Annotated in this window: 21 protein-coding genes; 11 read left to right on the forward strand and 10 right to left on the reverse strand. The window is 69.1% G+C overall.

From position 1 onward, the window contains the following. The first annotated feature begins 35 nt into the window (after positions 1-35). Together ACYVJS_RS00090 and ACYVJS_RS00095 are read left to right on the forward strand one after the other, a co-directional pair. On the forward strand, positions 36-2,390 hold the full coding sequence (locus ACYVJS_RS00090; RefSeq protein WP_460736588.1) for a hypothetical protein: 2,355 nt from the start codon (positions 36-38) through the stop codon (positions 2,388-2,390). Next, the gene (locus ACYVJS_RS00095) at positions 2,387-4,030 is read left to right on the forward strand and encodes a hypothetical protein (protein ID WP_460736590.1); all 1,644 of its coding nucleotides are present in this window, start codon (positions 2,387-2,389) and stop codon (positions 4,028-4,030) included. Before ACYVJS_RS00090 ends, ACYVJS_RS00095 begins: the two co-directional genes overlap by 4 nt. A gap of 28 nt (positions 4,031-4,058) precedes the next feature. Here ACYVJS_RS00095 and ACYVJS_RS00100 read toward each other — a convergent pair whose 3' ends face one another. From ACYVJS_RS00100 to ACYVJS_RS00115, 4 genes are all read right to left on the reverse strand, one after another. Continuing rightward, positions 4,059-4,583: a GtrA family protein gene (locus ACYVJS_RS00100; protein WP_460736591.1), complete on the reverse strand. Its 525-nt coding sequence runs from the start codon at positions 4,581-4,583 to the stop codon at positions 4,059-4,061. Between the two features lie 71 nt (positions 4,584-4,654). Then, positions 4,655-5,683, reverse strand: a complete 1,029-nt coding sequence (locus ACYVJS_RS00105; RefSeq protein ID WP_460736593.1) for an NAD-dependent epimerase/dehydratase family protein — start codon at positions 5,681-5,683, stop codon at positions 4,655-4,657. A gap of 4 nt (positions 5,684-5,687) precedes the next feature. Beyond that, on the reverse strand, positions 5,688-6,440 hold the full coding sequence (locus ACYVJS_RS00110; RefSeq protein WP_460736595.1) for a glycosyltransferase: 753 nt from the start codon (positions 6,438-6,440) through the stop codon (positions 5,688-5,690). Next, positions 6,437-7,636 carry a nucleotide sugar dehydrogenase gene (locus ACYVJS_RS00115; RefSeq protein ID WP_460736597.1) on the reverse strand — a complete coding sequence of 400 codons (1,200 nt, stop codon included), beginning with the start codon at positions 7,634-7,636 and terminating at the stop codon, positions 6,437-6,439. Before ACYVJS_RS00115 ends, ACYVJS_RS00110 begins: the two co-directional genes overlap by 4 nt. 101 nt (positions 7,637-7,737) lie before the next feature. Here ACYVJS_RS00115 and ACYVJS_RS00120 point away from each other — a divergent pair, with 101 nt between their 5' ends. Then, complete coding sequence (locus tag ACYVJS_RS00120) at positions 7,738-8,253, forward strand: hypothetical protein (RefSeq protein ID WP_460736599.1); 516 nt, start codon at positions 7,738-7,740, stop codon at positions 8,251-8,253. A 3-nt stretch (positions 8,254-8,256) separates the two neighbouring features. Here the strand turns inward: ACYVJS_RS00120 and ACYVJS_RS00125 are convergent, their stop codons facing one another. Genes ACYVJS_RS00125 through ACYVJS_RS00135 form a run of 3 tightly spaced genes read right to left on the reverse strand, consistent with a single transcriptional unit; the run spans position 8,257 to position 12,017 of the window. Next, complete coding sequence (locus ACYVJS_RS00125; protein WP_460736601.1) at positions 8,257-9,258, reverse strand: glycosyltransferase family 2 protein; 1,002 nt, start codon at positions 9,256-9,258, stop codon at positions 8,257-8,259. 45 nt (positions 9,259-9,303) lie between these two features. Further along, positions 9,304-10,611, reverse strand: a complete 1,308-nt coding sequence (locus ACYVJS_RS00130; RefSeq protein ID WP_460736603.1) for an O-antigen ligase family protein — start codon at positions 10,609-10,611, stop codon at positions 9,304-9,306. Continuing rightward, positions 10,608-12,017 carry an O-antigen ligase family protein gene (locus ACYVJS_RS00135; protein ID WP_460736605.1) on the reverse strand — a complete coding sequence of 470 codons (1,410 nt, stop codon included), beginning with the start codon at positions 12,015-12,017 and terminating at the stop codon, positions 10,608-10,610. The genes ACYVJS_RS00130 and ACYVJS_RS00135 overlap by 4 nt, the downstream gene beginning before the upstream one ends. Before the next feature lie 41 nt (positions 12,018-12,058). Between ACYVJS_RS00135 and manA the strand changes: the two genes are divergently transcribed. The 4 genes from manA (at position 12,059) to ACYVJS_RS00155 (ending at position 18,069) form a co-directional block, all read left to right on the forward strand. Further along, complete coding sequence (gene manA / locus ACYVJS_RS00140) at positions 12,059-13,222, forward strand: mannose-6-phosphate isomerase, class I (RefSeq protein ID WP_460736607.1); 1,164 nt, start codon at positions 12,059-12,061, stop codon at positions 13,220-13,222. 169 nt (positions 13,223-13,391) lie between these two features. Further along, positions 13,392-13,718, forward strand: coding sequence for a WhiB family transcriptional regulator (locus ACYVJS_RS00145; protein ID WP_460736609.1), 327 nt, complete (start codon positions 13,392-13,394; stop codon positions 13,716-13,718). 74 nt (positions 13,719-13,792) lie between these two features. Then, complete coding sequence (locus tag ACYVJS_RS00150) at positions 13,793-16,663, forward strand: glycosyltransferase family 2 protein (protein WP_460736611.1); 2,871 nt, start codon at positions 13,793-13,795, stop codon at positions 16,661-16,663. Continuing rightward, positions 16,660-18,069, forward strand: coding sequence for a DUF5719 family protein (locus tag ACYVJS_RS00155; protein WP_460736613.1), 1,410 nt, complete (start codon positions 16,660-16,662; stop codon positions 18,067-18,069). Before ACYVJS_RS00150 ends, ACYVJS_RS00155 begins: the two co-directional genes overlap by 4 nt. A 6-nt stretch (positions 18,070-18,075) precedes the next feature. Here ACYVJS_RS00155 and ACYVJS_RS00160 read toward each other — a convergent pair whose 3' ends face one another. Further along, positions 18,076-18,513, reverse strand: coding sequence for a metallopeptidase family protein (locus tag ACYVJS_RS00160; RefSeq protein ID WP_243227019.1), 438 nt, complete (start codon positions 18,511-18,513; stop codon positions 18,076-18,078). Positions 18,514-18,571: 58 nt separating this feature from the next. Here ACYVJS_RS00160 and ACYVJS_RS00165 point away from each other — a divergent pair, with 58 nt between their 5' ends. After that, complete coding sequence (locus tag ACYVJS_RS00165) at positions 18,572-18,781, forward strand: DUF3499 family protein (RefSeq protein WP_137416377.1); 210 nt, start codon at positions 18,572-18,574, stop codon at positions 18,779-18,781. Here ACYVJS_RS00165 and ACYVJS_RS00170 read toward each other — a convergent pair. Continuing rightward, positions 18,778-19,602: an RDD family protein gene (locus tag ACYVJS_RS00170; RefSeq protein WP_460736615.1), complete on the reverse strand. Its 825-nt coding sequence runs from the start codon at positions 19,600-19,602 to the stop codon at positions 18,778-18,780. The two genes, ACYVJS_RS00165 and ACYVJS_RS00170, sit on opposite strands and share 4 nt — an antisense overlap. A gap of 16 nt (positions 19,603-19,618) precedes the next feature. Here ACYVJS_RS00170 and ACYVJS_RS00175 point away from each other — a divergent pair, with 16 nt between their 5' ends. The 3 genes from ACYVJS_RS00175 to katG all read left to right on the forward strand — a co-directional run bounded on the left by ACYVJS_RS00175 (position 19,619) and on the right by katG (position 23,394). Continuing rightward, positions 19,619-20,614 (forward strand): stage II sporulation protein M, encoded by a 996-nt coding sequence (locus tag ACYVJS_RS00175; protein WP_460736617.1) that lies wholly within the window; start codon positions 19,619-19,621, stop codon positions 20,612-20,614. Between the two features lie 83 nt (positions 20,615-20,697). Next, positions 20,698-21,129, forward strand: a complete 432-nt coding sequence (locus tag ACYVJS_RS00180; protein ID WP_460736619.1) for a Fur family transcriptional regulator — start codon at positions 20,698-20,700, stop codon at positions 21,127-21,129. Positions 21,130-21,150: 21 nt separating this feature from the next. Continuing rightward, on the forward strand, positions 21,151-23,394 hold the full coding sequence (gene katG, locus ACYVJS_RS00185; RefSeq protein WP_460736621.1) for a catalase/peroxidase HPI: 2,244 nt from the start codon (positions 21,151-21,153) through the stop codon (positions 23,392-23,394). Positions 23,395-23,629: 235 nt separating this feature from the next. Here the strand turns inward: katG and ACYVJS_RS00190 are convergent, their stop codons facing one another. Continuing rightward, complete coding sequence (locus ACYVJS_RS00190; RefSeq protein ID WP_460736623.1) at positions 23,630-24,934, reverse strand: DUF58 domain-containing protein; 1,305 nt, start codon at positions 24,932-24,934, stop codon at positions 23,630-23,632.

Consider the following 24,934-nt stretch of genomic DNA (forward strand, 5'->3'; position numbering starts at 1 on the left):
CGTACGACCCGCGGGCCGTGACGAAGGAGAGATTCATGCGGGCCCGTCGACTCGTTGCGCTTGCCGCCGCACTCCTGGTGGTGTGCGGCGCTCTGGTAGCGCTGCCGCCGGCGCCGAGTGCCGTCGCCGCCCCCAGCGGTGCTTTCGATCCCGAGTACTTGATCTCGGACGCCAACTTCTATGACGCCAACTCCATGAGCGAGGCGGACATCCAGCAGTTCCTGACCCGCACGGCGTGCAGTCCGCGTGATGGCGTTCCGTGTCTGGCGAACTACACGCAGAACACGCAGACCCGTGCGGCGGCGGGGGCGAACCAGTGCGGTGCCTATGCGGGCGCGGCCAGCGAGTCTGCTGCGCGCATCATCAGCAAGGTGGCCCAGGCGTGCGGAATCTCACCCAAGGTCTTCCTCGTGCTCGTGCAGAAGGAACAGTCACTGGTGACGAACCCCTCCGCGCGCGGCTATCAGTACGCGACCGGCGCGAACTGCCCCGACACCCCGCAGGGGTGCGATGCGGCCTACTCGGGCTTCTTCACCCAGATCTACTCCGCCGGCTGGCAGTTCCGTCAGTATGCCAAGACACCGAACTCGTGGCGGTACAAGATCGGCCCGTCGTACGTGCAGTACAACCCGAACACCGGTTGCGGCGGCACGACGCTCAACATCCGAAACCAGGCCACCGCGAACCTGTACATCTACACGCCGTATCAGCCGAACGCTGCCGCATTGGCCAACCTCTACGGCTCCGGTGACGGCTGCTCCGCCTACGGCAACCGCAACTTCTGGCGGATGTACTACGACTGGTTCGGATCTCCCACCGACTCCTCGCCGATCGGCAGTGTGGAGAACATGCAGCCTGCACCTGGCGGCATAGGAATCTGGGGTTGGGTGGTCGACACCGACACACCTGATCCGGTCATGGTCCACGTCTACGTCGACGGCGTCATGGTGCAAGGTGCCGCGGCGAACCAGCCGTGGCCGGGCGTCGCTTCGCGCTTCGGGCTCGGTGACAATCACGGGTTCGCATTGACAGTGCCCGCGGCGCCCGGCGACAGGCGGGTTTGCGTCTACGCCATCAACGTGGGAAGTGGCTTCAACACGCAGCTGACGTGTTCCACGGTGCGCGCCGGCGGCGGGAACCCTGTCGGAGCGGTGGAGAACATCCAACCGCAGCCCGGCGGGCTGGGCGTGTGGGGTTACGCGCTCGACCGCGACACGAGCGACCCGGTGTGGCTGCACGTCTACATGGACGGCGCCTTCGCCGGTGGGTACCTGGCCGATGTGCCCCGGGACGACGTCGCCGCTGCCTATCCCGGCTTCGGAAACCGCCACGGCTTCGGCTTCACCGTGCCCGCATCCGCGGGGACTCATCGGCTCTGCGTCTATGCGTTGAACGTGGGCACCGGGGATTCGAACACGGAACTCGGATGTTGGAACGCCACCTCCGGCGGCAACCCGGTCGGTGCCGTGACGAACACGACGACGGGCCTGCAGAAGCTCTCCATGTCCGGGTGGGCCGTCGACCCCGACACCACGGACCCAATCTGGTTGCACGTCTACGTCGACGGGAAGTTCTCGACCGGTGTTCTCGCGAACGCGCCGTCCGCGGAGCTCGGCATCTTCGGCACGTACGGTCCGAACCACGGCTACACCTTCACAGTTCCCGCGACGAATGGCTCTCATCAAGTGTGCGTGTACGCCCTGAACACCCGGTCGGGCACGGGGAACACCACGCTGTCCTGTCAGAACGTCGTCGTGGGGGGTAACCCCGTCGGGGCGGTGGAGAACGGCCAGCCGGGCTTCGCCTCCATCGGTGTGTGGGGATGGGCGTATGACCTGGACACGATTGACCCCGTGACCGTGCACGTATACATGGACGGCGCGTTCGCCGCCGGGACGGGCGCGAACGTCCCGCGTCCCGATGTGAGCGCGATTCCGGCTGATTACGGTGACAACCACGGCTACGGCGTGACGTTCCCCGCATCGCCCGGAACGCATCAGGTGTGCGCGTATGCGTTGAATATCGGCGTCGGCGAGACGAACACGCAGCTCGGTTGCTTCTCGACGACGGTCAGCGGCGAGCCGCGCGGCGCCCTCGAGAACGTGCAGACGGTGGGAACCGGGCTCGGCGTGTACGGGCACGCGGTCGACCCGGACACGAAGGCGCCGATCTGGGTGCACATCTACGTCGACGGTGCCTTCGCCTCGTCCGTCTTGGCGGACGGCTCGCGGGATGACCTCGCCGCCGCCTATCCGGGCTTCGGCGCGGCGCACGCTTTCGGCGCTGTCGTGCCCGTCTCCGCGGGCACGCATCAAGTGTGCGCGTACGCGATCAACACGCCCTCGGGGGACAACCCCTCTCTGGGTTGTGCGACGGTCGTGCGCCGATGACGCTCCGGACAGACCAGGTCTCCTCGTCATCACGTGCAGGCCTCGTCCTGCGCGGGCGCCTTCCGCTCGGCTGGTTCATCGCCCATGCCGTCAGTCTCTTCGCCATCCTCGGCGTGCTGGTTGTTGCGGGGCGGGGACAGTGGTTCTTCTTCGATGAGTGGGACTTCCTTGCCGAGCGCGCGGAGTGGGACCTTTTCGTGCCGCACAACGGCCATCTCAGTTTCTTCCCGCAGTTGCTGACGACGCTCGTCAAGTCCGTGGCGGGCCTGCACTCCTACTGGCCGTACCTTCTCCTCACCTTCGCGGCCCACCTGTTCGTGGTGCACATGCTGTGGCGTCTCATGATGCGCATGGGCGTCGCCCCCGTGCTCGCCCTCGTCGTTCCGGTGGTGTTGGGCGTTCTCGCCCCGGGCACGGAGAACACCCTGTGGGCGTTCCAGGTCGGGTTCATCACTCCGTTGGGAACGGGTATCGCGGCGGTCCTGCTCGCTCTTCGCGATCCGCTCCGGTCCCGTGACGTCGTCGGTATCACCCTGCTCCTGCTCATCGGCGTCGGGTTCGCGAGCACGGGCCTGCCGATGGTGCTAGCTGTGTTGCTCCTGGTCGTCTACCGGCACGGATGGCGTGCGGCGATCGTGCCCGCGAGCGTTCTGGCCGTGTGCTACGGGACCTGGTATCTGCTCTTCGCCCGCGGCACGACGGGCAAGGACGGGTTCGGAGCACGCTCACTGTCGGACGTGCTCCTGAGGGTCCCCGAATTCGCGGCGCACGGTCTGGTCGACAGCCTCGGCAAGGCGATCCCTCTCCCCGCGCTGGCCTCGGCCATCCTGATCGCGCTGTGCATCGGCGTGCTCCTCGATCTTCGTCGGCACGGCCTCCGCGCCGGCAGCGGTGCGTACGCGCTCGTGTTCGCCGGTCTTGTCTTCGCCGCACTCACGGCCTTCACTCGAGTCGGCCTCGGCGTCGAGAACGCCTCGGCGGGACGCTACGTGTACGTCTACGCGGCGCTGGCTGTTCCTCTCATCGGACGGCTGCTCACGGCACTCATCGGCCGCAGCCGCGCCGCCGGCGCGCTCGTGGTGACAGTTCTGCTGGCGCTGATCGCCTACAACGCCGCCGGAACGGTCGTCATGGGCCGCAACGACGCGAGCATGGAGCGCACGGTCGAGCGGACGATGTCCGCCGCCCTCACGATCGACGACGGATCGAGCGACATCGCTTCGCGCACTCCCGCCGCAATGGTTGCGCCCACGTTGACGATGACCGACATCCGGTCGTTCGTCGCGCGCGGGCAGTTCACCCCGGTGCCGTTCACCGCCGAAGACCTCCTCTCAGCGAAGACGAACCTTCTGCTCACGCCGGTCGCCGTGGACTCTGCCGTCTCGACGGCGAACTGCCGCGCTGGCGCGGAAGGGTGGATCGACATCGACCCCGCGGCCGACACGGTGTCGGTGTCGGCCGCGGGCGTCGTCGGAGTCATCGCGAATGAGGGTGATGCGCAGGGGTTCGGAACGCGGATCCCCTTCGCCTCCGCGGGGACCTACCGCCTGGACACGTTCAGCCCCGACGTGCGGATCCGGCTCGATGCGAACGGCGTCACGTGTGTCTCGGCGGACGGACTCGCTGAGACGCGGCGCTGAACCGTCGAGCACGGGCGGGTGGAGCGCGTCAGTCGGCCTGGTGCGCGGGGGGCGAGGGCTCGTGGTGCTCTTCGATGTAGGTGACGGGGTCTACGTCGGGCGAGTGCGGGAACACCCACAGGGTGTAGAGAACATAGCGCAGGCCGGTGGCGACGGCCTGTCCGATGAAGGTGCCTGAGATGTTGTCCGCGAGCGCCGAATCGAACCCGAGCACGTAGCGGGAGAACGCGAGGCACGCGAGCTGGATGAGGATCGCCAGCACGTTCACTACGGCGTAACGCGCGACTTGCCCCACGCTCACGGAGACTTTGCGATCGCGATACGTCAGGAGCTTGTTGCCCCCGTACGTCACGATCAGGCCGGCGACCACGGCGATCACTTTGGCCAGCAGCGGCTGCGGGTGCAGGATGCCGTCGCCACCACCGAAGACCAGCAGGTTGTAGACGACGGCATCGACGATGAAACCGAGTCCACCGATGGCGAGGAAGATGCCGCCTCTGCGGATGTTGCGGATGAGGAAGTCCCGGAGATGGGAAGTATCGGGCCAACGCATGTCGACTTCTCTCGTGGGTGTCGGAGAAAGCGGAAGGCGCCGGGCAGATTGCCCGGCGCCGTCGCACTGACTCAGATGGTGCCTTCGGAGATCGCGTTCTCGATCCACGGGATGACCTCGTCGAGCATGTCCTCGAGAGTTGTGGTGGCCTCGAAGCCGAGGACCTCCTTGGCCTTGCTTACATCGGGCACGCGCTTCTGCACGTCGTACTCGAAGGCTTCGTCGTGCTCGAGGCGCAGGGGCACGTCGGGGCCCTTGATCTTGGTCCAGATGATCTCGGCCAGCTCGGTGACCGTGTGGCCGACCGGAGTGGAGATGTTGAAGTCGTTGTTCAGAGCGGCCGGGTGGTTCAGTGTCAGCACGATGCCCCGGGCGAGGTCGCCTCCGTACGTGTAGTGACGCACCTGGTTTCCTTCACCAAGAATGTGGAGCGGGTCCTGACCCTTGAGCACCTTCTGGACGAGGTCGGGCACGACGTGGCTCATCGCCAGCTGAACGTTGCCCGAGTGGATCTCGACGTCGCCGAGTGCCCGCGACTCGCCGATGCCGACGCAGTTGAAGGGACGCAGGATCGTGTAATCGAGGTCGTACTGGCCCTTCGCGGCTCGCGCGAAGTACTCGACGGCGAGCTTCTGGAACCCGTACGAGGACAGCGGCGGCGGAACGATGAGCTCGTCGCCTTCCTTCGAGGGCCACCGGTCGGTGGACTCGAAGACCATCGACGACGACATGTACGTGACCTTCTTCAGTCGCCCGCCGGCCTTCTTCACGGCGATGGCCGCGTCGCAGGAAGACGCGATGATGCGCTCGTTGGCGGCGATGAGGTCGTACTGGTACGTGTGGAAGTAGGAGATACCGCCGATGAGAGCCGCGCCGGCGATGAAGTGGTCGCAGTCCATCAGCAGCTCGGTCATGCGCTCGGTGTCGAGGACGTCCGCGATGACCAGCTCGTAGTTCGGGTTGTCGTCGTACGACTTCTTGACGGGACCGTACTTCGAGTAGTTATCGACTCCGACGACCTTGAAGCCCTGGCGGAGGAGTTCTTCGACGACGTATCCGCCGATGAATCCGGCCGAGCCGGTGACGAGGACTTTTTCCATGAGCTTACTTTCCCTTCGTGCCGCGAGCGGCGTGTGCGAGGTTCTCAACCGACAAGGGGCGGCCGAATGCAAAGAAGTACCAGCGCAAGTACTTGGGGATCCACTTGCGCAGCTTGAAGTTCGACTCTCCCACTGTGCGGTCGAGCCAGATGGTGGGCAGCTCGGCAACAGGAAGACGTGCGCGGCGCGCCTTCGCGGTCAGCTCGAGTCCGATCTCGAACCCGTCCCGGGACTGGATCGTAGCTGTGCGGACGAACTCCGCGTTGTACGCCTTGAACGAGTTCGTCGCGTCGCGTGTGCCGATGCCGGCCAGCAGATGCAGCGACTGTCCCGCGACGCGGGAAAGGGTTCGCTTGAGCCGGGGACCGCCGATCTGCTGACCGCCTGCCATGTAGCGACTTCCCGCCGCGACCACGACGCCGCGCTCGACGAGCTCGGTCAGCTCGTCGATCTGTCGCGGGTCGTCGCTGCCATCCGCCATCGTGACCACGACGGTCTCGGCGTGTGCCGCGTCGAATCCATACCGGATGGCGTGGGCCGGACCGCGGCCGTAGGTGTTGACGATGACTCGGACGCGATCGTCCATGGCGGTCACGGACTCCACCGCCGGGATCGTGGTATCGGAGTCGGTATCGACGACGACGAGGATCTCGAAGGGCACGGTGACCGTGCCGGTCACGCGGTTGAGGAACGGGATGATCTCATCGCCCTCGTTGTACGCGGGGACGACGATTGAGACGCGGACGTCGGCGGTCAAATGAGCACCCCGTTGCCCAGCAGGTTCCAGACGTCTGCGACCGGCTTGGTGGTCGTGAGCTCGCGGTACTCGCTGTGCGGGGTCGCGACGATGAGAATGTCGCTGCGCTCGAGCACTTCTTCCAGCGGCAGGAGCGACGAGTCCACGCTTTCAGGGACGTAGGGGTCGGTCGCGATCACCTCGCGCGCCTTGAAACGAAGTACGCGCTGGAGCTTGTAGGAAAGGCTCGATCGGATGTCGTCGGATCCCGCCTTGAACGCCATGCCGAGGATGCCGACGGTCTTGGTCGACAGATCGTGCTTCTCGTCGAGGCGGCTCGCGATGTAGAGGGGAAGTCCCTCATTGACAAGCATGGCGGAGTGACCCAGCTGGAAGGTGTTGTCGCTGAATGCGGCGAGCTGCATGGTGTCCTTGAAGAGGCACGGTCCCGCGGCGAATCCAGCACCGGGCATGTCCTGCGCGCGTGGGTAGTCCTGGGTCAAGCCGGCGCGGACCCGCTCGAAGTCGACGCCCTTGGAGTTGGCCATCATGTAGAACTGGTTCACCGCGGCGAACTTGATGTAGCGCCAGGTGTTCGTGAAGAGCTTCGCGAGCTCCGCCTCTTCGGGTGTGAGCTCCACGATCGAGTCCGTCAATGACCGGAAGAGAGCGCCCGCGCGAGCCACGGCCTCGGGCGTATAGCCGGAGACGATCTGGGGCAGCTCGAACAGCTCTGTCATCGCCTTGTGCTCGGCGATGCGTTCGGGGCAGAACGCCACATCCATGTCGAGACCCATTCCGGCGACCATGTCTCGAACGAGGGCGGTCACGCCGGGGTAGATCGTGCTGCGCAGCGCGAGCAGCTGCCCGTCGCGGAAGTACGGCGCGCAGGTCGCGAGCGCGCGGGGGATCGCATTGGGGTCGGGGTTCAGGTGCTCGTCGACCGGAGTGCCGATGACGACCACGACATTCTCTGCGGTCGCTACGACGGCGGGGTCGGTCGAGGCGGTCAGCATGCCCTCGGCGACGACCTTCTGAAGGACCTCGTCCGCGCCCGGCTCGATGAACGGCATCTGGGCCTTGCGAATCCGCGCGACCGCGCTCTCGGCGACGTCGTAGACCACGGTGCGCTTGCCGCGGCTGGCCAGCGCGATAGCCAGCGGAAGACCGACGTGACCTCCGCCCCCGACGACGACCACATCATTCTCGAACGACATTTACACTCTCCCACCGGTGCCGGACAACTTCTCAAGAATACCCCACGCTCCCCGGCGCTTCATGCGCGCCGATGTCGGTCGTCGGCTCGTAGGCTGAGCCCATGGCCCATCGACTCCGCATCGCTTTGACGGCTGCCGTCGTGCTCGCCGCCGCACTGACGGCCTGCGCGCCCGAGCCTGGTCCCGCCAGTTCGACGACGCCGTCCGGCTCTGCATCCACCCCCGTTCCCTCCGCGACGTCGACCACGGGTCAGCCGACCGCCACACCGACGGCGTCGGCCGACGCCATCCCGGGATGCTGGACCCTCGCCGTCCCCGATGTGCAGGTGACTCGTTCCGAAACGCCCGAGGAGTTCACGGCGCAGAACGGTCCGCTCGTCGCCGCCGGTGCACCGGCCACGTGCTCGCTGTTCTCATCGGGGTCCGCGCGGGCTGCCGGCGACGCCTGGATCGAGACCTTCGTGTCGCAGGGATGGGCCGACGGCGGTGTCGTCGTCGACGACGTGTATGCGAGCCGTTCCGCGAGCGGGCCCAGCGGGATGACCGTCAGTTACCTCATCCCGGTGGACGAGAGCTCGCCGTCGGCGGAGAGCCAGTTCCAGCTTTATCAGAAGTGAACGTTATCGCGCGGGTTCCGAAGACGTCAGGGCCGGCATCGGTCGCCACGAGCGGTCCCGAGCGATCTTGCGTCCGTCGCGGAGTCCCCGGAAGAGATGGCGCGTGCCGGTGACCTTCTTCTCCACGACGAGGAGTCGGATGATTTCCTTGGCGAAGGTCAAGGCGGTGCCCGCAGCGAACAGGACCGGGTTGTACACGCCGAGCTCGCGGTAGTAGCGCTTGATGTACGCGCGGTTGCGCATGATGTAGTACCGGTACGCATCGCTCGAGGCGTTCATGTGGCGGATGCCCATGTCCCACTGCTTGATCTCGCGAGTCCGTCGCAGGACGAACTCATCGACGATCACCGATGGCGTGACACGCGAGGCGAGCCACCCGTACAGCTGATCGTCCCAGTAGATGAAGAAGCGCGGGTCGGGCAGACCGATCTGCGTCACGACGTCCCGATGGATGAACATGCCCTCGAAACAGCCGGAGTTCATCGGCTTGTAGCCGGAGTCGTCGAAGCCGGCGGGGGCGAACGGGATGGGGATGCCCATGCGGTCGGCCACGCGGTACTGCCAGTAGAACTCGCTGCCGTCGTAGTCGTAGCGGCGACCCTGGATGCTCTTGAACCGCGGAGCCCACTTCCCCATGCGTGCCAGGCCGTCGGGGAGTACTTCGACATCGTCGTCCATGAGCCAGATCCACGCGGAGCCGAGCTCGTAGGCGGTGCGCATCCCCTCGCTGAACCCGCCGGAGCCGCCGGTGTTGGTCTCGAGACGGCGATACACGACCTGCGTGTTCAGGCGCGGGCGGAACCGCTCGATGACCTCGGCGGTGTCGTCGGTCGAGGCGTTGTCGATCACGACGAGGTGGCCGGGGGCGGGATCCATCGCCGCCACGCTGGTCAGCAATCGCGTCAGCAGAGCGGAACGGTTGTAGGTCACGACCACGATCGTGGCGGATGCGGGATCAAACGGGGTGTGGGAGGGCACGTCGGGACTCTCGGATGCGGCGGCCATAGCGACCCGATACTACCCCGCGCGTATCGGAACCGACTGGACGCATCAGCGACCGGGCTCCTCCGGCAGGACCGTCGGGACCGGGTCGCCGCCTTCGAGGCGGTCCCGCCACGATCGCGACTGCCCGGCGCGGCTGGCGCAGACGACGAGAAGGAGCCATCCGTATCCGAACAGGGTGAAGCTCTCGAACACGGAATCGATCAGCAGCGCGGTGAGGATGAGGGGGGTCCAGGTGTACACCACGGCGCGCCGGTTGCTGGCCTCGAGCCACGACCGCACGAGCGCGACGGCGCAGAACCCGGCGAACAGCAGCAGACCGAACCATCCCACCTGCAGGAGGATGTCGAAGTAGGCGTTGAGTGCGGACTGGTGGCGCTCGCCGAGGCTGACGTTGATGGAGAGGAACGGGAACTCGGTCGTGGACCAGGTGCCGTACCAGCCCCATCCCTGTACCGGGTGATAGCGGACGTAATCGAGGATCGTGTTCCACAGATCCGCGCGGGTCGAGAAGTCGCTGCCGGCGCCGAGCATGGCGATGATGGGTCCGCGGGCGGCGTAGGCCACTGTCAAGGCGACCAGGACGATCCCGGCGAGCGTCGCCTGCAGCATGGGCCGCGACTCCACTCGGGTGTGGCGGACGACCATGAGCGTGAGGGTTGCGAGTCCCACGATGAGCGCGATCACGATCACCGTGGGGGAGTCGCTGAGCACGGCCAGTCCGCCCGCGAGGAGCACCGAGAACACGGCGAGGCCCGGGCGCACGGACGAGGTTCGCCATTCGACGAGGAACGTGATCAGAGCGAGCACGGCGACGAAGCCGAGCGCGTTGCGGGTGCCGAAGATCCCCTGCACGGGCCCGAGCTCGGCGATGAGGCCCTGCACGCCCAGCAGGGGGAAGGGCATGTCGATGAGGATGCCGAAGAGGATCTCCACGCCCAGGGAGATGGCGAGCAGCCACCGCATGACGTCCCCCAACGCCCGCGCGGTCTGGAGGGTATCGCGCACGTGGGCGATCGTGACGCCCAGCAGGGAGAGCGCCGCCAGCGCCACCCAGCCGATGAGGGACTTCGGCTGGTCGGTCGACCAGAAGACGCTCACCAGCGTCCACCCGAGGAAGAGGGCCAGGGTCGCGGACGCCAGCCGCAACGGCGACAGCTCCCCGCGGCGCGCGATGAGCATGGCGACGGCGAGGGCGCAGAGCCCCGCGACCATCGTCACGTAGGTCACCCTGCCCATGAGTCGTTCGATGGCGAAGGCGCCGAAGGTCGTGCCGAAGACGACAAGGGTGAAGGCGCGTGCCATCCGGGCCGAGCGCAGGAGTTCGCCCACGCCGGAGGACGCAGCGGCGATCATCCCTGATCCGTCACGGGGTCGCCGCGCTCGATACGCCACGACGTCTCCGCGGGGCCGACGCCCAGCAGCGGCGACTGGCGCACCTTGAGCCCGAGCAGCACGATGAGCATCCAGCCCCACACCACCAGTGGGCCGGATTCGGCGAGTCCCTGCACGAGCAGAACGGTGGCGACGAGCGTGGGCAGCAGCGTCAACGGCGAGTACGGCCGGTCGTCGCGCAGGTCCCATCGTGGACGGTCGATCGCGAAGAACCACGCGCGCCAGATGAAGGTCGCGTAGACGCCCGCCATCAGGAGCACACCGATCACGCCGAGTTGCAGCAAGACGTCGATCCACATGTTGTGCGCCTGCATGACCGTCTCGCCGTGGTCGACGATCCAGCCGTCGAAGTGGCTGTCCCAGGGCAACCAGGGCGAGGCGAAGCCCCATCCGATCACCGGATGCTCGCCGGCCCTGGCCAGCACCTGCTCCCAGATGCCTTCGCGTCCCGTCAGATCGGCCGACCTGCCGAGGGCGGTGAAGAGCGTGTCGCGAGCGAAGAAGAGGATCGCGGCGCCGACGAGCGCCACGCCGGCATACGCGACGTAGTACACCGTGCGCCCGCCCGGTCTGGTGACGGTGCGCATGAGCAGCACCGTCACGAGCACGACGACGACCGCGGCCGCCGAGAGATAGGCGGTCGCGGACCCTGCGTGGACGAACAACAGCGCCGCGATCGAGATCCAGACGATCGCGGAGGAGCGTCGCTCGGCATGCGCCGCCCACCGGATGGAGAAGACGATCAGCCCGAGCAGCGCGACCACGGCGAGAAGGTTGGCGTTTCCCTGGATGCCCTGGATGCGGCCGTCGAGATCGAACAGGTTGTTGCGGGACCAGTAGACGATCGGGTCGTACTTCACGCCCCGCTCCGGCAGCACCCCGCCGGGAAGGAGGGGGCGGCGCACGAGCAGCGACACGACGAGCTCGAAGGCCAGAGACAGCCCCAGCGACCACTTCAGCGCCGCCGAGACGGCCGCGACGATCTCGCGCCAGGTGAGCATCGCCGCAACGAACAGGCCCTGGCCCGTCGTGATCAGCCACAGCGCGAGCGTGGTGCCTGTCGTCCCCGGCCACGCGGACCAGATGAGCGAGGCCGCCGCCCAGACGCCGTACGCGAGGACGAACCAGGGCAGGCGCCGCACGTCGACCGGCGGTCGGAGCATGAGCCACACCACGAGGGAGACGACCGCGGTGGCGACCACGATCACGGTCGACACGGCGACCCCGAAGGCCAGCGTCCATGCGGTGCCCGCGACCGCCTGGAAGACGACGAAGACGCACCACGCGCGCAGCAGCAGGTGTCCCGTGCGCTCGCGCACCGGCGGCGCGGGGGCGGGACCCGCAGGGTGTTGGGTTCGGACGGCCATGATGCCCCCAGATTATCCCGCGACCCTTCTAGGCTGGAGGTGTGCTGGCCGAGCTGACGAACGTCCCCCGTGACTACTCCTGGGGCTCCTCCCATCTCATCGCAGACCTGCAGGGCCGCGAGCCCTCCGGCGTGCCCGAAGCCGAGGTCTGGTTCGGTGACCATCCCGGCTCGCCCGCCCAGCTCCCCTCCCTCGGAATGACACTGGATGCCTGGTTCGACGCGCAGGACGCGGGGACGGAGCCGGCGGCGCGACTGCCCTACCTGCTCAAACTGCTCGCCGCGGGCTCGCCCCTGTCGATCCAGGTGCACCCCTCACGTGAGCAGGCGGTGGAAGGCTTCGCGCGCGAGGAATCCGCGGGCATCCCGCGGGATGCGGCGCACCGCACCTACAAGGACGACAACCACAAGCCCGAGGTGATCGTGGCTGTCAGCGACCGTTTCGAAGCGCTGGCGGGCCTGCGTCCCTTGGGGGCGACCCGGGAGATTCTCGCGACCCTCGTTCAGAACGAGGGCGTGACGGCTCTCGACCGTGCGCTCGAAGGGGCCGACGAAGCCTCCGCGCTGCGCGACGCTCTCGCGTGGCTGCTCTCCGGTCAGGCGCAGAGCGTCGTGGACGGGGTCATCGCCGCCGTACGACAGGCGGCCCAGGCGACACCCACCGATCATTTCGGCGCGCTGGCCCGCATCGCCGACGCCTACCCGTCGGATCCGGGCGTCGTGGTGGCGCTGCTCATGAACCACGTGGTGCTGGCGCGCGGCGAGGCGATCTTCGTACCGGCCGGTGTGCTGCACGCATACCTCTCCGGACTCGGGGTCGAGATCATGGCCGCCAGCGACAACGTGCTGCGCGGCGGTCTGACGCCCAAGCACATCGACGTCGACGAGCTGCTGCGCATCCTCGACACGACACCGGGCGAGGCGCCGAGGCTGCCGGCGATCGTGGGGGAGCCGGGTGTCGATGTCTTCGCGCCCGGGATCGCCGACTTCGAGCTGCTGCGGGTGACCGTGGAGGAGGGGGACGTGCGTCGTGTCCGCCTACGCGGACCCGCCATCGCCGTGGCGACCGTCGGCGCGCCGATCGTGTCGGCCGCTGACGCGAGGGTGCAGCTTGCGCCGGGGGACGCGGCATTCGCCACGCCCGACGAGCAGCACCTCGAGATCAGCGGTACCGGGGAGCTGTTCCTCGCGATGCCGGGACGCTGATCGCCGTCTCGTAACGAATCCGCTCCATCGACACGCCGACGGCGCGTCGCGAAGATTAAAGCGTGGGTTGAGGGTTTACGATCCGCGACTTGCTTTCCTCGAATCACACCTGTGTAATTTAGGCACCCGCCCACCGCGGGGCGTGATTTCGAGATCGTGGGGAGAGCACATGACGAGCGCACCGTACCGCTCAGGCGTTCCCGACAATTGGCACGTCGATCCGGTTTTCCTCGGGGTCCCCGGCGTCCGTCGCGAAGCCCCGGTCGATGACGACAATCCGCTGTCGTGGCAGACGGACGCACTGTGTGCGCAGACCGACCCTGAAGCGTTCTTCCCCGAGAAGGGCGGCTCCACCCGCGATGCGAAGCGCATCTGCACCACGTGCGATGTTCGCGATGAGTGCCTGGAGTACGCGCTGCGCAATGATGAGCGGTTCGGGATCTGGGGCGGACTCAGCGAGCGTGAGCGTCGCAAACTCAAGCGTCGTGTGAGCTGAACGGCCCATCGAGATCACCGATTGCGGCGCGTGCACCTCGCGTGTCGCGAACTCGTGCTTAGGCTGACTCAGTCATGTCGGCCCGTGTCCACGCTCTCCTCGTTGTGCGCCCTGAAGGGCGTACGGCCGCCGCGGCGCATCTCGAGCGCACGCTGTCCGCCCTCTCCGCACAGACCCGCAGGGTCGACGCGCTCACCATCGTGCTGTGCGGCGGGGACTCCGCGTTGACACAGCTGGTGACGGCATCCGGCGCCGAAGGCGTGATCACCGCCGGCGCCTCGACGTCGTTCGCCGACGCGGTGCGTCTGGCGTCGGTGCGGATCAGCGGCGAATTCGTGTGGCTTCTCGCTCAGGACACCGCACCCGAACCGGAGGCCCTGCAGCGCCTGCTCGCCGGGCTCGAGCGTGCGCCCTCGGTCGCCGTCGTCGCCCCCAAGCTGGTGGAGTGGGAAGAGCCTGCCCGTATCGCGTCGCTGGGTGTGACGATGACGACGCTCGGCCGCGCCGTCGAGATGGTTCAGGACGAACTCGATCAGGGTCAGCACGACGGAGACGAAGACGTTCTCGGCGCCGATGTGCGCGGGCTTCTCGTGCGCGCCGACCTGTGGCGTACCCTCCGCGGCGTCGACCCCGCGCTCGGCGGGGCAGACGAGGGTCTCGATCTCGGCGTGCGCGCCCGGTTGGCGGGTCACCGGGTGACTCTCGTCCCCACCGCGCGGGTGGCCGTCGCCGGCGACGGCGTCGCGGGCTTGCCCGCGGCCCCGACACGGCGTGCCCGTCGCCGTCGCGCCTACGCCCGCCGGCTGGCCCAGATCCACCGCCGCCTGGCGTATGCACCCGCCGCGGCGGTGCCGCTGCACCTGCTCTCTCTCATCCCGCTGGCGCTCTGGCGTGCGGCGGCGCTGCTGGTGGCGAAGCAGCCTTCGCGCGTGCTGCCCGAGTGGGGCGCCTCGATCGTGGCGTTCTTCAGGTGGGGGGCGATCGCCGCATCCCGCGGTGTCATCCGCCGCTCGCGCAGCGTCGCGTGGTCGCAGCTGTCCCTGCTGCGCATCACCAGATCGACGCTCCGGCAGCGCTTCGACGCTGATGCCGATGCCGATGCGATGAACCGACCGGTGCGCGGCGAGCTGCACTTCTTCACGGGTGGCGGCGCCTGGCTCGTGCTGGCCGGCCTGGTCGTGTCGGCGGCCGCATTCCCCGCGCTGTTGGCATGGCCTGCTCTCGGCGGCGGCGCACTCCAGCCGCTGCGGGCGACACTCGGACAGCTCTGGGCGGACGCCGCATTCGGCTCCCGAGCGACCGGGCTGGGAGTTGCAGGACCCGCAGATCCGTTCGCTGCCGTCGTGGCGCTGCTCGGCTCGCTCTGGCCGGCGGATCCGTCGCGCATCCTCATCTTGCTGTGGCTCGCTGCACTGCCGCTCGCAGTATTGGGAGGCTGGTTCGCGGCCACACGCCTCACGTCCCGCTCGCTGCTGCGCAACACCGCCGCCGTCGCCTGGGCGCTCGCGCCCACCTTCTGGTCCGCTCTCGTCGACGGCCGCCCCACGGGCGTCATCGTGCACCTGCTGCTGCCGTGGCTCTTCTACGCCGGCGCGGTGGCCCACCGGTCATGGGCGGCTGCCGGGGCGGCGTCGTTGCTCCTGGCGGGCGTGCTCGCGTGCGCGCCGTCGCTGGCTCCCGCACTGATCCTCGTCTGGATGCTGGCGATGATGCTCGTCGTGGTCGCACGCGGCGGTCGCGGGGCAGGACAGATCGTCTGGACGGGCGTGCCCGCGCTGGCGCTGTTCGCCCCTCTCATCTGGGCTCAGCTGCACGGCGGGACGGTGTGGGGCCTGGTCGCGGACCCCGGACCGGTCTGGGCGGGACCGCAAGCGGGAGCCGACGCGGCGGGGCGCTTCGCGCTGGCCGCGGGCTTCCCGAGCACGGACTTCGCCGGCTGGGCGGGTCTGCTCGGATCGACGACCATCGGGCCGTTCGCGACCGCGGTGGTCGTGCTCGTGGCCCCGCTCGCGGTGCTCGCCCTGCTGTCCCTGCTGACCCCGCGGTGGATGGTAGCCGGTGTTCTGCTCGTGATCGCGCTCCTGGGCATCGCCACGGCGTTCGCGGCCGTGGGCTTCGCCGTGTCGGTCGACACCCGGGGCACTTCGGTAGCACTGTGGCCGGGTGCGGCGCTGAGTCTCGCGTGGCTGGGGATCGTCGCGGCCGCCACGGTGACGCTCGACTCGGGTGTTCCGGCGCGCGCCGGCGGCCTGCGCGTCTTCGGCGCCGTCGCCGTCATCGGCACCCTCGCGGTCCTCGCCGTTCCCTCGGTCACCGCGATGGGCCGGGGACAGAGCGAGCTGCAGAGCGGCTCGCCCTCCACGCTGCCCGCCTACGTGGCAGCGCAGGGGCGCGACGATTCGAATGTCGGCACGATCGTGCTCTCGCCCCTGGCCGACGGCTCCGTCGCCGCGCAGGTCGTGTGGGGCGGCAGCGAAACACTGTCGGGCGGCTCCACCCTGGACGCGACCCGCTCGGTGGCCTCGGCATCCGACCAGGAAGTGGCCGAGCTCACCGCGGATCTCGTGACCTCGACCTCGGAGGACGTCGTCGCACGCGTCGCGGCCGCCGGAATCCGTTTCATCGTCGTAGCTCCCGAGACGTCCGACGAGAGCGACGCCGCACGCGCGTTGCGGCTCTCGGCCCAGACGGCCCTCGATCAGCGCGACGATCTCGACGTCGTCGGCGCGACGCCCAAGGGCACGCTCTGGCGCGTGACGACGGATGTGGCCGAGCGGCCCGCGCCGAGCGCGGAGCTGGTTCGCCAGGGGTGGGCCGTTGCGGCGGTGCAGCTCGTGATCGTCGCGATCGCCCTGCTGCTCTCGTTCCCCACCGCAGCATCGCGCCGTGAGGCTCGCCGTACTCCGCGCACGGTCGGACCGCGTTCGCGGGAGGAGCAGGTATGAGCAGGCAGCGGGTGTGGCGCTGGGCCGCCACCAGTACGCGGCTCGTCGTCGGTGCGGCCCTCGCCGTCGGCATGGTCGGCGCGGTGGGCGTCGGTGTGGCCGCGAACTGGCCCACCCACACACACGAGCCGCTCGCGGTGGGCGTGACGCCCACGCCGGCGGACACGGTGCTCGCCTGCGCCGGGCCCTTGCTGGCCCTCGGACGTGACGCCACACAGGCCGGCCAGATCGCCAGCGCAGCGCCGACGGCCACCGTGTCGGGATCGGACGGCGCGACGCTCGAGCAGACCACGGAGCCGAGCGACCCTGACGTCGTCGGCGCCGACGGGCACCTCGTGTTCGTCGCCCCACCTGTGGACGCGACACGATCGGATGCTGCCGCATCCTCGAGCGGTTCGGCAGCCGCCGACGATCTTCGCGGCTTCGCCGCCTCCGCGTGTCAGCCCCCGCTCATCGAGTCGTGGCTCGTCGCGGGCGCGACCACCACGGGTTCGTCGGATGTCATCCTGCTCTCGAATCCTTCGGATGTCGCCGCCACCGTCGACCTCACGCTGTACAGCGCGACCGGCGCCTCCACCCCGCCGTCGGGAAGCGGGCTCCGCGTCGACGCCCACACGCAACGGCTCGTGCCGCTGGCCGCGCTCGCGGTCGGTGAGGGTGCGCCTGTCGTGCGTGTCACCGCCTCGGGTGCGCCGGTCGCTGCGGCTTTGCAGTCCAGCCTCTCTCGGACCCTGCTGACCGGCGGCATCGAACAGAGCGGCGCGATCGTGGGTTCCGCGACTCAGCAGGTGATCCCCGGAGTGCGTGTTCCGCAGAGCGCGGTGGACGCGGCTTCCGCTGGCGCGACGACCCTCCTGCGCCTGCTCGCTCCGGGCGCCGAGGCGACCGCCACCGTGACCGTTCAGGACGACACGGGCCGCACCGCCTTGACGCAGGATGTTCCCCTCGCCGCGGACCTTCCCACCGAGCTCGACCTCGCCGGGCTGCCGGCCGGTACGTACACCGTGCGCGTCGAGGCCACTTCGGCGGTCGTCAGTGCCGTCTGGCAGACGACGAGCTTCAGCAACGGCGCGGACTTCGCCTGGTACACGGCGGCCGAGGCCATCGTCGACCCGAGCGTCGTCGCCGTGCCGGACGGGCCGTCGCCGCTGCTGGTCGTGGCGGGATCGACGGTCGGTTCCGCCGACGTCGTGCTGACGCCGCTGAGCGGTGCCACCCAGACCGAGCGGGTCAGCGTCGCGGCCGGCGACACCGCATCCGTGCCGGTCCAGCCGGGGGCCGTGTACCGCCTCGAGACCTCGAGTCCGGTCCGGGCGTCGGTGAGCTACCTCGCAAACGGTGCGATCAGCGCGTTCCCGGTGTGGCCCGCGGATGCGGCTGCGGCGGAGATCATCGTCCGCCCCTGAGCCCGCTCAGAGAAAGCGGAAGCGATCGGGGCCCAGGTCCCACGGGTCGCGCCCGAGGAACTCGGCAGCCGCGCGGAAGACGCAGCTCTCGATCATCATGCGCCGATGGGCGTCGTCGTTGCGGTGCAGGTGCGCGAGACGTTCGATGGGCAGCCGGTAGAGCACGATGCGCTTCTCGTCGGGGAGCACGCTCCAGCGCGGGATGCCATCGGCATCCGCCGCCGGAGGCATGTCGGCCATCTCGAAGCGCACCTCGCGCAGCTCCGGCCACGCTCCCCGGAGGAACTCCGCGACCGAACCGACGGCGAGGTCGAACCGGTCGACGCGCGTCTCCAGGGGCGGCAGCGGTGGACGCACCACGGCGCTCCGGCCCTGCCGGCCGTGACGGCCGTGACGTTCGGGACGCGGGGCTGCGGGTGCGGGGCGCGACCGGCGGCGGATCATCTGACCATCCTAGGCGCGGCGCACGAGCGGTGTCCCCGGGGCGCGTTAGGGTCGCACCGTGCAGGAACGTCAGTGCTCCAAGGTCGCGTGCGCGCGTGAAGCGGTGGCGACGCTCACCTACGACTATGCCGACCAGATGGCAGCGGTGGGTCCGCTCGGACGTGCCGGGGATCCGCACGCCCACGATCTGTGCCAGGTGCACACCGAGCGACTGTCGGTGCCCAAGGGATGGCTGGTCGTGCGACACGAGACGCTGCGCGCCTCCTAGCCCCGGGGCCCCCTGGGCGCGGGCAGGAGCGCTGCGGCCCGTGCATCGCGCGTCCGGATGGCTGACAGCTCGCGCTCGAAGCGCAGCGCCGCGACAGCCCGGACGAACAGCTCCGGATCCGCGGTCGGAACCGGGGAGACGGATGCTGCCGCCTCCGTCGCCAATTGCGCGGCCAGCATCCGGCGTGCCCCCGGCTGCAGCTGTTCTGCCTGCCGGACGAACCTGGCGAGGCGCCGCGCGACCGGCGCGGGCAGCGGCGCCACGTCGGCGATGCGGGCCCACTCGGCGAGGGGGCCGGGCACCTGCGGTTCGAACGAGGCGAGACGCCCGGTGCGCGTGCGCTGACTGAACGTGCCCGCCATCAGGTCGCCCAGCCGCTGTGCGCGCGGCGTGAACATCCCGGTCAGCGCCGCCACGGCCCCGAGGGTGAACCAGATCTCCAGGACTCCGACGAGAGAGCGGATCAGCGCCTGCCGGAATCCCGCCGGTCCGCCGTCGGCGCGGACGATGCGGGCGCCGACGATGAGCTTGCCGAGGCTTCGTCCGCGCGTGGCGGTCTCGATCGTCGTCGGGGCGACCACCAGCAGGAGGACCGCCAGCAGGATCGAGAGGATCGTACCGAGTCCCGAAGCTGCGGACAGGACCCCGGTGAGCCCGAGCGCCAGCATCACGAGGAGGGCGGCGGCCACGGTCACGATCATGTCGATCGCGGCTCCCGCCAGTCGGAGGAAGAACCCCGCGGGTTGGACGTCGAGCGCGACGGCTTCGCCGGTGAGGATCTCGTCCTGACCGATCTCGACCAGCGTCACGGCGGAGGGCATGGCTACAGTGAAACACATGGACCTCGACGCGCTGACGGCCGCCCACAGGTCCGAGTGGGAGCGCCTCGACGAGCTGGCCGGCCGCCGGCGTCTGAGCGGGGCCGAAGCCGACGAACTCGTGATGCGCTACCGAGCGGCCTCCGCCGATCTGGCCGAGCTGAAGACGGCCGCGGGGCGCAGTCCTCAGGCCGATCATCTCTCGCTCGTTCTCGCCCGTGCACGTCTGCGGCTCACCGCGGGCGACGGCAACCTCTTGCGTCGTATCCCGCAGTTCTTCCTCGACCAGCTTCCCGCGGCGCTGTACCGCGTGCGCTGGACGACCCTGGCCGTCGCGGGGGCGTTCGTGCTGGCGGCGGCATCAGTGGCGCTGTGGATCTCATCGGATCCCGCCCTCGTCGCGACTCTCGGCCCCGAAGCGCAGCTCTCGTCGTACGCGAACGACGAGTTCGTCGCCTACTACTCGGACAACCCCGCGGCCGTGTTCGCCGGCACCGTGTGGACGAACAACGCCTGGATCGCGGCCCAGTGCGTGCTGTTCGGCATCACCGGCATCTGGCCGGTCTCCGTCGTCATCCAGAATGCGATCGGCCTCGGGACGGCGGCCGCGGTCATGGGTTCCTTCGACCGGCTCGACGTGTTCTTCGCGTACATCCTGCCCCACGGTCTGCTCGAGCTGACGAGCGTGTTCGTCGCGGCGGCCGCGGGACTCCACGTCTTCTGGGCCTGGGTCGCGCCCGGCCGGCGGTCGCGACGCGAGTCGCTCGCCGCAGCGGGTCGTTCGCTCGCGACCGTCGCGGTCGGCCTGGTCTTCGCCCTCGCCCTGTCGGGGGTCGTCGAGGCCTATGTCACGCCGCAGCCGTGGCCGTGGCCGGTGAAGATCGTGCTGGGCGCTGCGGCGCTCGGCGTCTTCCTCTTCTACACGCTCGTGGTGGGGCGTCGGGCGGCACGTCGCGGTCACACGGGTGATCTGGACGAGGACGACATCGGCCAGACGGAACTCGTCGCGGGCTGAGCCCGGACGGGTTCAGCGATCGTTCACCCGGTCGTGGGCGTGTCGTATTTTTGAATAGATCAAAACAATGACAGGATGCGGGAGTGGCCCCCGCATCCGTCGAGACAGAGATCGCCCTGCGTCACGCGGGCCTTCGCGTCACCGATACCCGGCGCGGGGTCTACGACGCGCTGCACGCGCTGCCGCACGCCCGGGCGGACGAGGTCTTCGCGCGCGTGCGCGAGCGGCTGCCCGCAACGAGCATGCAGTCGGTCTACAACGCCCTCGGCGACTTCGTCGACGCGGGGCTGGCCCGGCGTATCGAACCCGCGGGTCATCCAGGGCTGTTCGAGCTGCGCGTTGCGGACAACCACCACCACCTCGTCTGCCGTGGCTGCGGCCGCGTCGAGGACGTGGACTGCGTCGCGGGAGCGGCGCCGTGCATGCACCCTCAGCAGACGCATGGTTTCTCGGTCGAGGCTGCCGAGGTGACCTTCTGGGGCATGTGTCCGGCATGTGCCGCCCAGAGCGAATGACCCCCCCACGAAAGGAAACAGATGTCCGACATCACGACGGGTTGCCCTGTACCCCACGACGGTGCCGACGAGACGCGGTTGCCCGTCGGGCCCTCGCCGGTCGACGCCGAGCCCGACGGTGCGCTGCCGCATCCCACCGCAGGCTCCGCGAACCGCGTGTGGTGGCCGAAGAAGCTGAACCTGCGTCTGCTGGCGAAGAACCCGGTCGTGGGCAATCCTCTCGGTGAGGACTTCGACTACAAGGCCGCTTTCGAAGCGCTCGACCTCGCCGCCGTCAAGCAGGATCTCCGGGAGGTCATGACGACGTCGCAGGACTGGTGGCCGGCCGACTTCGGCCACTACGGGCCGCTGATGATCCGCATGGCCTGGCACAGTGCGGGCACCTACCGCGTGACCGACGGGCGCGGTGGCGGCGGGCAGGGTCAGCAGCGTTTCGCGCCCCTGAACAGCTGGCCCGACAACGTGAACCTCGACAAGGCGCGCCGCCTCCTGTGGCCGGTCAAGAAGAAGTACGGCCAGTCGATCTCCTGGGCGGATCTCATGATCCTCGCCGGCAATGTGGCGCTGGAGTCGATGGGATTCAAGACCTTCGGTTTCGCCGGGGGACGCGCCGACGTCTGGGAAGCCGATGACGACGTGTACTGGGGCCCCGAGACCACGTGGCTGGGCGACGAGCGCTACTCGGGCGACCGTGAGCTGGAGAAGCCGCTCGCGGCCGTCCAGATGGGACTCATCTACGTCAACCCCGAGGGCCCGAACGGCGAGCCCGACCCGCTGCGGTCGGCGCGCGACATCCGTGAGACCTTCGCCCGCATGGCGATGAACGACGAGGAGACGGTCGCGCTCATCGCCGGCGGTCACACCTTCGGCAAGACGCACGGCGCCGCATCCGACGAGAACGTGGCGGAGGATCCCGAGGCCGCGGGTATCGAGGACCAGGGACTCGGCTGGAAGAACGCGCACGGTACCGGCAAGGGCGACGACACCATCACGAGCGGGCTCGAGGTCACGTGGACGTATCACCCGACGCGCTGGGACAACGAGTTCCTGCACATCCTCTACGCCTACGAGTGGGAGCTGTTCAAGAGCCCTGCGGGCGCCTGGCAGTGGCGTCCCGCCAACGGCGCGGGAAGCGACATGGTACCGCTGGCGCACTCGGACGGCCGCCGCGAGCCGCGCATGCTCACGAGCGACATCGCTCTGCGCGTGGACCCGGAGTACGGAAAGATCACCAAGCGCTTCCTCGAGAACCCCGATGAGTTCCAGGACGCCTTCGCCCGCGCATGGTTCAAACTGACCCACCGCGACATGGGGCCGAAGGTCCGCTACCTCGGTTCCGAGGTGCCGGAGGAGGATCTCATCTGGCAGGACCCGGTGCCTCCCGTCGATCACGACCTGATCGATGCAGCGGATGCGGTCGCGCTGAAGTCCCGCATCCTCGAGTCCGGGCTGAGCGTGTCGGAGCTCGTCTCGACGACGTGGGCGGCGGCATCCACCTTCCGTGGCAGCGACAAGCGCGGTGGCGTCAACGGCGCCCGCATCCGCCTGGCGCCGCAGAAGGACTGGGAGGTGAACAACCCCGCTCAGCTGCAGAAGGTGCTCGCGGTCCTCGAAGAGGTCAAGGCCGAGTTCGAGGTGGCGGGTCGCCGGGTCTCGCTCGCGGACCTGATCGTGCTCGCCGGCAACGCCGGTGTCGAGCGTGCAGCGGCCGACGCGGGAGTGATCGTGGAGGTGCCGTTCCGCCCGGGGCGCACCGACGCGACGGCGGAGCAGACCGAGGAGCACTCGTTCGCGTTCCTCGAGCCCGCCGCCGACGGCTTCCGCAACTACCTCAAGGGGCGCCCGTCGCTTCCCGCCGAGTACCTGCTGGTCGACAAGGCCAACCTGTTGACCCTGAGCGCACCGGAGATGACGGTGCTCGTGGGCGGCCTGCGTGTGCTCGGTGCGAACTGGGACGGATCGCGCTACGGCGTGCTGACCGACCGAGTGGGTGTGCTCACGAACGACTTCTTCGTGAACCTGCTCGAGCTCGGCAACACGTGGAAGCCGCTCGATCCCGGATCCCACGCGTTCCAGGGCACGAAGGACGCCACCGGAGAGCTGGTCGGCATCGGCACGCGCGCCGACCTCGTGTTCGCCTCGAATTCCGAGCTGCGCGCGCTCGCCGAGGTGTACGCCTCGGACGACGCGACCGAGAAGTTCGTGACGGACTTCGTCGCGGCGTGGACGAAGGTCACCGAGCTCGACCGCTTCGACCTGGCCTGACCTGCAACGCAGAACGCCCCTCCGCACACCGCGGAGGGGCGTTCCTCGTTTCCGGGGCGGCGCGCGGCCATTCGCCTGTCACAGATCGCGCGTGCCGCGTCGATCTGTGACAGGCGAAGGCAGGCAGAGACTGTTCGCCTGTCAGAGAACGACTCGCGCGCGTCGATCTGTGACAGGGGAGCGAGGGGCGGGGACCCGGCGGGCAGTGACCCGGGGTGACCTGCGCGTCCGAGGCTCAGAGCAGGCCGCGCAGCTTGAGCGCGAGGTAGTGGTCGGCGACGCGGGGCGGGAGAGATGCCGCATCCGCCGTCACGGCGACAGCGCCCGTGCGTCCGATCGCCGCCGCGACACGCTCGGCGCCCTGACGCACGTGCTCGATCGCCGCCCAGGCGTAGGCCGCATCCGCATCCGTCGTCGCGGTCTCGTCGTCGTCCTCGACGGTGGATGCGGATGCCACGAGAACTCGTGAGCGGGCAGTCAGCGTGGGAAGCGCGGCGAGGAAGCCGCGCGCTGCGGCCGGGTCGTCCTGCGCTGTGAGCAGCACCACCAGCGCCGGGCGAACCGTCAGTCTGCGCACCGACGAGGCGACCTCGCTCCAGTCCGTGTCGATCAGCTGGGCTTCCACCGGCGCCATGGCGTCCACGAGCGCGGGGACGAGTCCGGTGCCGTCGATACCGCTCACGCGCGCCCGCACGACGCGATCCATCATCACGAGGTGCACGTGGTCCCCGGCGCGGCCGGCCAGTGCACCGAGCAGCAGCGTCGCCTCCATCGCGGCGTCGAGTCTCACCCCGTCGTCGACGCGAGTCGCCGCCGTGCGACCGGTATCGACGACCACGACGATGTGTCGGTCGCGCTCCGGCCGCCACGTGCGCAGCATCGTCGTGCCGGAGCGCGCCGTGGCGCGCCAGTCGATCGAGCGGACATCATCGCCGCGGACGTACTCGCGCAGGCTGTCGAACTCCGTGCCGCGGCCGCGCACCTGGACGCTCGTCTCGCCGTCGAGCTCCCGCAGGCGGGCCAGGCGGGACGGCAGATGACGACGCGACGAGAACGGCGGCAGTACACGCAGCGTCCCGCGCGCGTCGATGCGCTGCTGACGGCCGGACAGACCGAGGGGGCCGAGTGAGCGCACGACGACGAAGTCGCTGGCCAACTCACCGCGCCGCCGCGGTACGAGCGACGCGCGGAGGGTCGCGGTGTGCCCTGCCGGGACATCGATGCGCGCGCGGGCGGCGGGAGCGCCGGCGGTCGGCTGCCAGGCGTCCCTCACCCATCCCCGTACGGCGCGCCTACCTGCGTTCGTCAGGCGCACCTCGCTCACCGCGACCTCGCCGCGCCGGGCGCGCGCGGGCAGAGACCGCGCGACGCGCAGGTCGCCGGGGCTCGGCGCGAGCGCGGTGTCGACCGCGACCGCCGCGACCACGAGGCCGAGCCACGCGCCGAACACCGCCCATGCCGGCACTCCCGCGGCGGACAGCAGGACCAACGGGATGAGACCGCCGGCGACGACGATCGGAAGACGACCGGTGACGAACAC

It is taken from the genome of Microbacterium neimengense (genome assembly GCF_054782995.1).

What these genes read in the sequence shown, in the direction of transcription:
- ACYVJS_RS00125 (WP_460736601.1), bottom strand. Translation starts at nt 9,258, where the DNA reads ATGGCCGCCGCATCCGAGAGTCCCGACGTGCCCTCCCACACCCCGTTT.
- ACYVJS_RS00115 (WP_460736597.1), bottom strand. Translation starts at nt 7,636, where the DNA reads ATGTCGTTCGAGAATGATGTGGTCGTCGTCGGGGGCGGAGGTCACGTC.
- ACYVJS_RS00155 (WP_460736613.1), top strand. Translation starts at nt 16,660, where the DNA reads ATGAGCAGGCAGCGGGTGTGGCGCTGGGCCGCCACCAGTACGCGGCTC.
- ACYVJS_RS00130 (WP_460736603.1), bottom strand. Translation starts at nt 10,611, where the DNA reads ATGATCGCCGCTGCGTCCTCCGGCGTGGGCGAACTCCTGCGCTCGGCC.
- ACYVJS_RS00145 (WP_460736609.1), top strand. Translation starts at nt 13,392, where the DNA reads ATGACGAGCGCACCGTACCGCTCAGGCGTTCCCGACAATTGGCACGTC.
- ACYVJS_RS00095 (WP_460736590.1), top strand. Translation starts at nt 2,387, where the DNA reads ATGACGCTCCGGACAGACCAGGTCTCCTCGTCATCACGTGCAGGCCTC.
- ACYVJS_RS00160 (WP_243227019.1), bottom strand. Translation starts at nt 18,513, where the DNA reads ATGATCCGCCGCCGGTCGCGCCCCGCACCCGCAGCCCCGCGTCCCGAA.
- ACYVJS_RS00120 (WP_460736599.1), top strand. Translation starts at nt 7,738, where the DNA reads ATGGCCCATCGACTCCGCATCGCTTTGACGGCTGCCGTCGTGCTCGCC.
- ACYVJS_RS00175 (WP_460736617.1), top strand. Translation starts at nt 19,619, where the DNA reads ATGGACCTCGACGCGCTGACGGCCGCCCACAGGTCCGAGTGGGAGCGC.
- ACYVJS_RS00150 (WP_460736611.1), top strand. Translation starts at nt 13,793, where the DNA reads ATGTCGGCCCGTGTCCACGCTCTCCTCGTTGTGCGCCCTGAAGGGCGT.
- ACYVJS_RS00100 (WP_460736591.1), bottom strand. Translation starts at nt 4,583, where the DNA reads ATGCGTTGGCCCGATACTTCCCATCTCCGGGACTTCCTCATCCGCAAC.
- ACYVJS_RS00105 (WP_460736593.1), bottom strand. Translation starts at nt 5,683, where the DNA reads ATGGAAAAAGTCCTCGTCACCGGCTCGGCCGGATTCATCGGCGGATAC.
- ACYVJS_RS00170 (WP_460736615.1), bottom strand. Translation starts at nt 19,602, where the DNA reads ATGCCCTCCGCCGTGACGCTGGTCGAGATCGGTCAGGACGAGATCCTC.
- ACYVJS_RS00135 (WP_460736605.1), bottom strand. Translation starts at nt 12,017, where the DNA reads ATGGCCGTCCGAACCCAACACCCTGCGGGTCCCGCCCCCGCGCCGCCG.
- katG (WP_460736621.1), top strand. Translation starts at nt 21,151, where the DNA reads ATGTCCGACATCACGACGGGTTGCCCTGTACCCCACGACGGTGCCGAC.
- ACYVJS_RS00090 (WP_460736588.1), top strand. Translation starts at nt 36, where the DNA reads ATGCGGGCCCGTCGACTCGTTGCGCTTGCCGCCGCACTCCTGGTGGTG.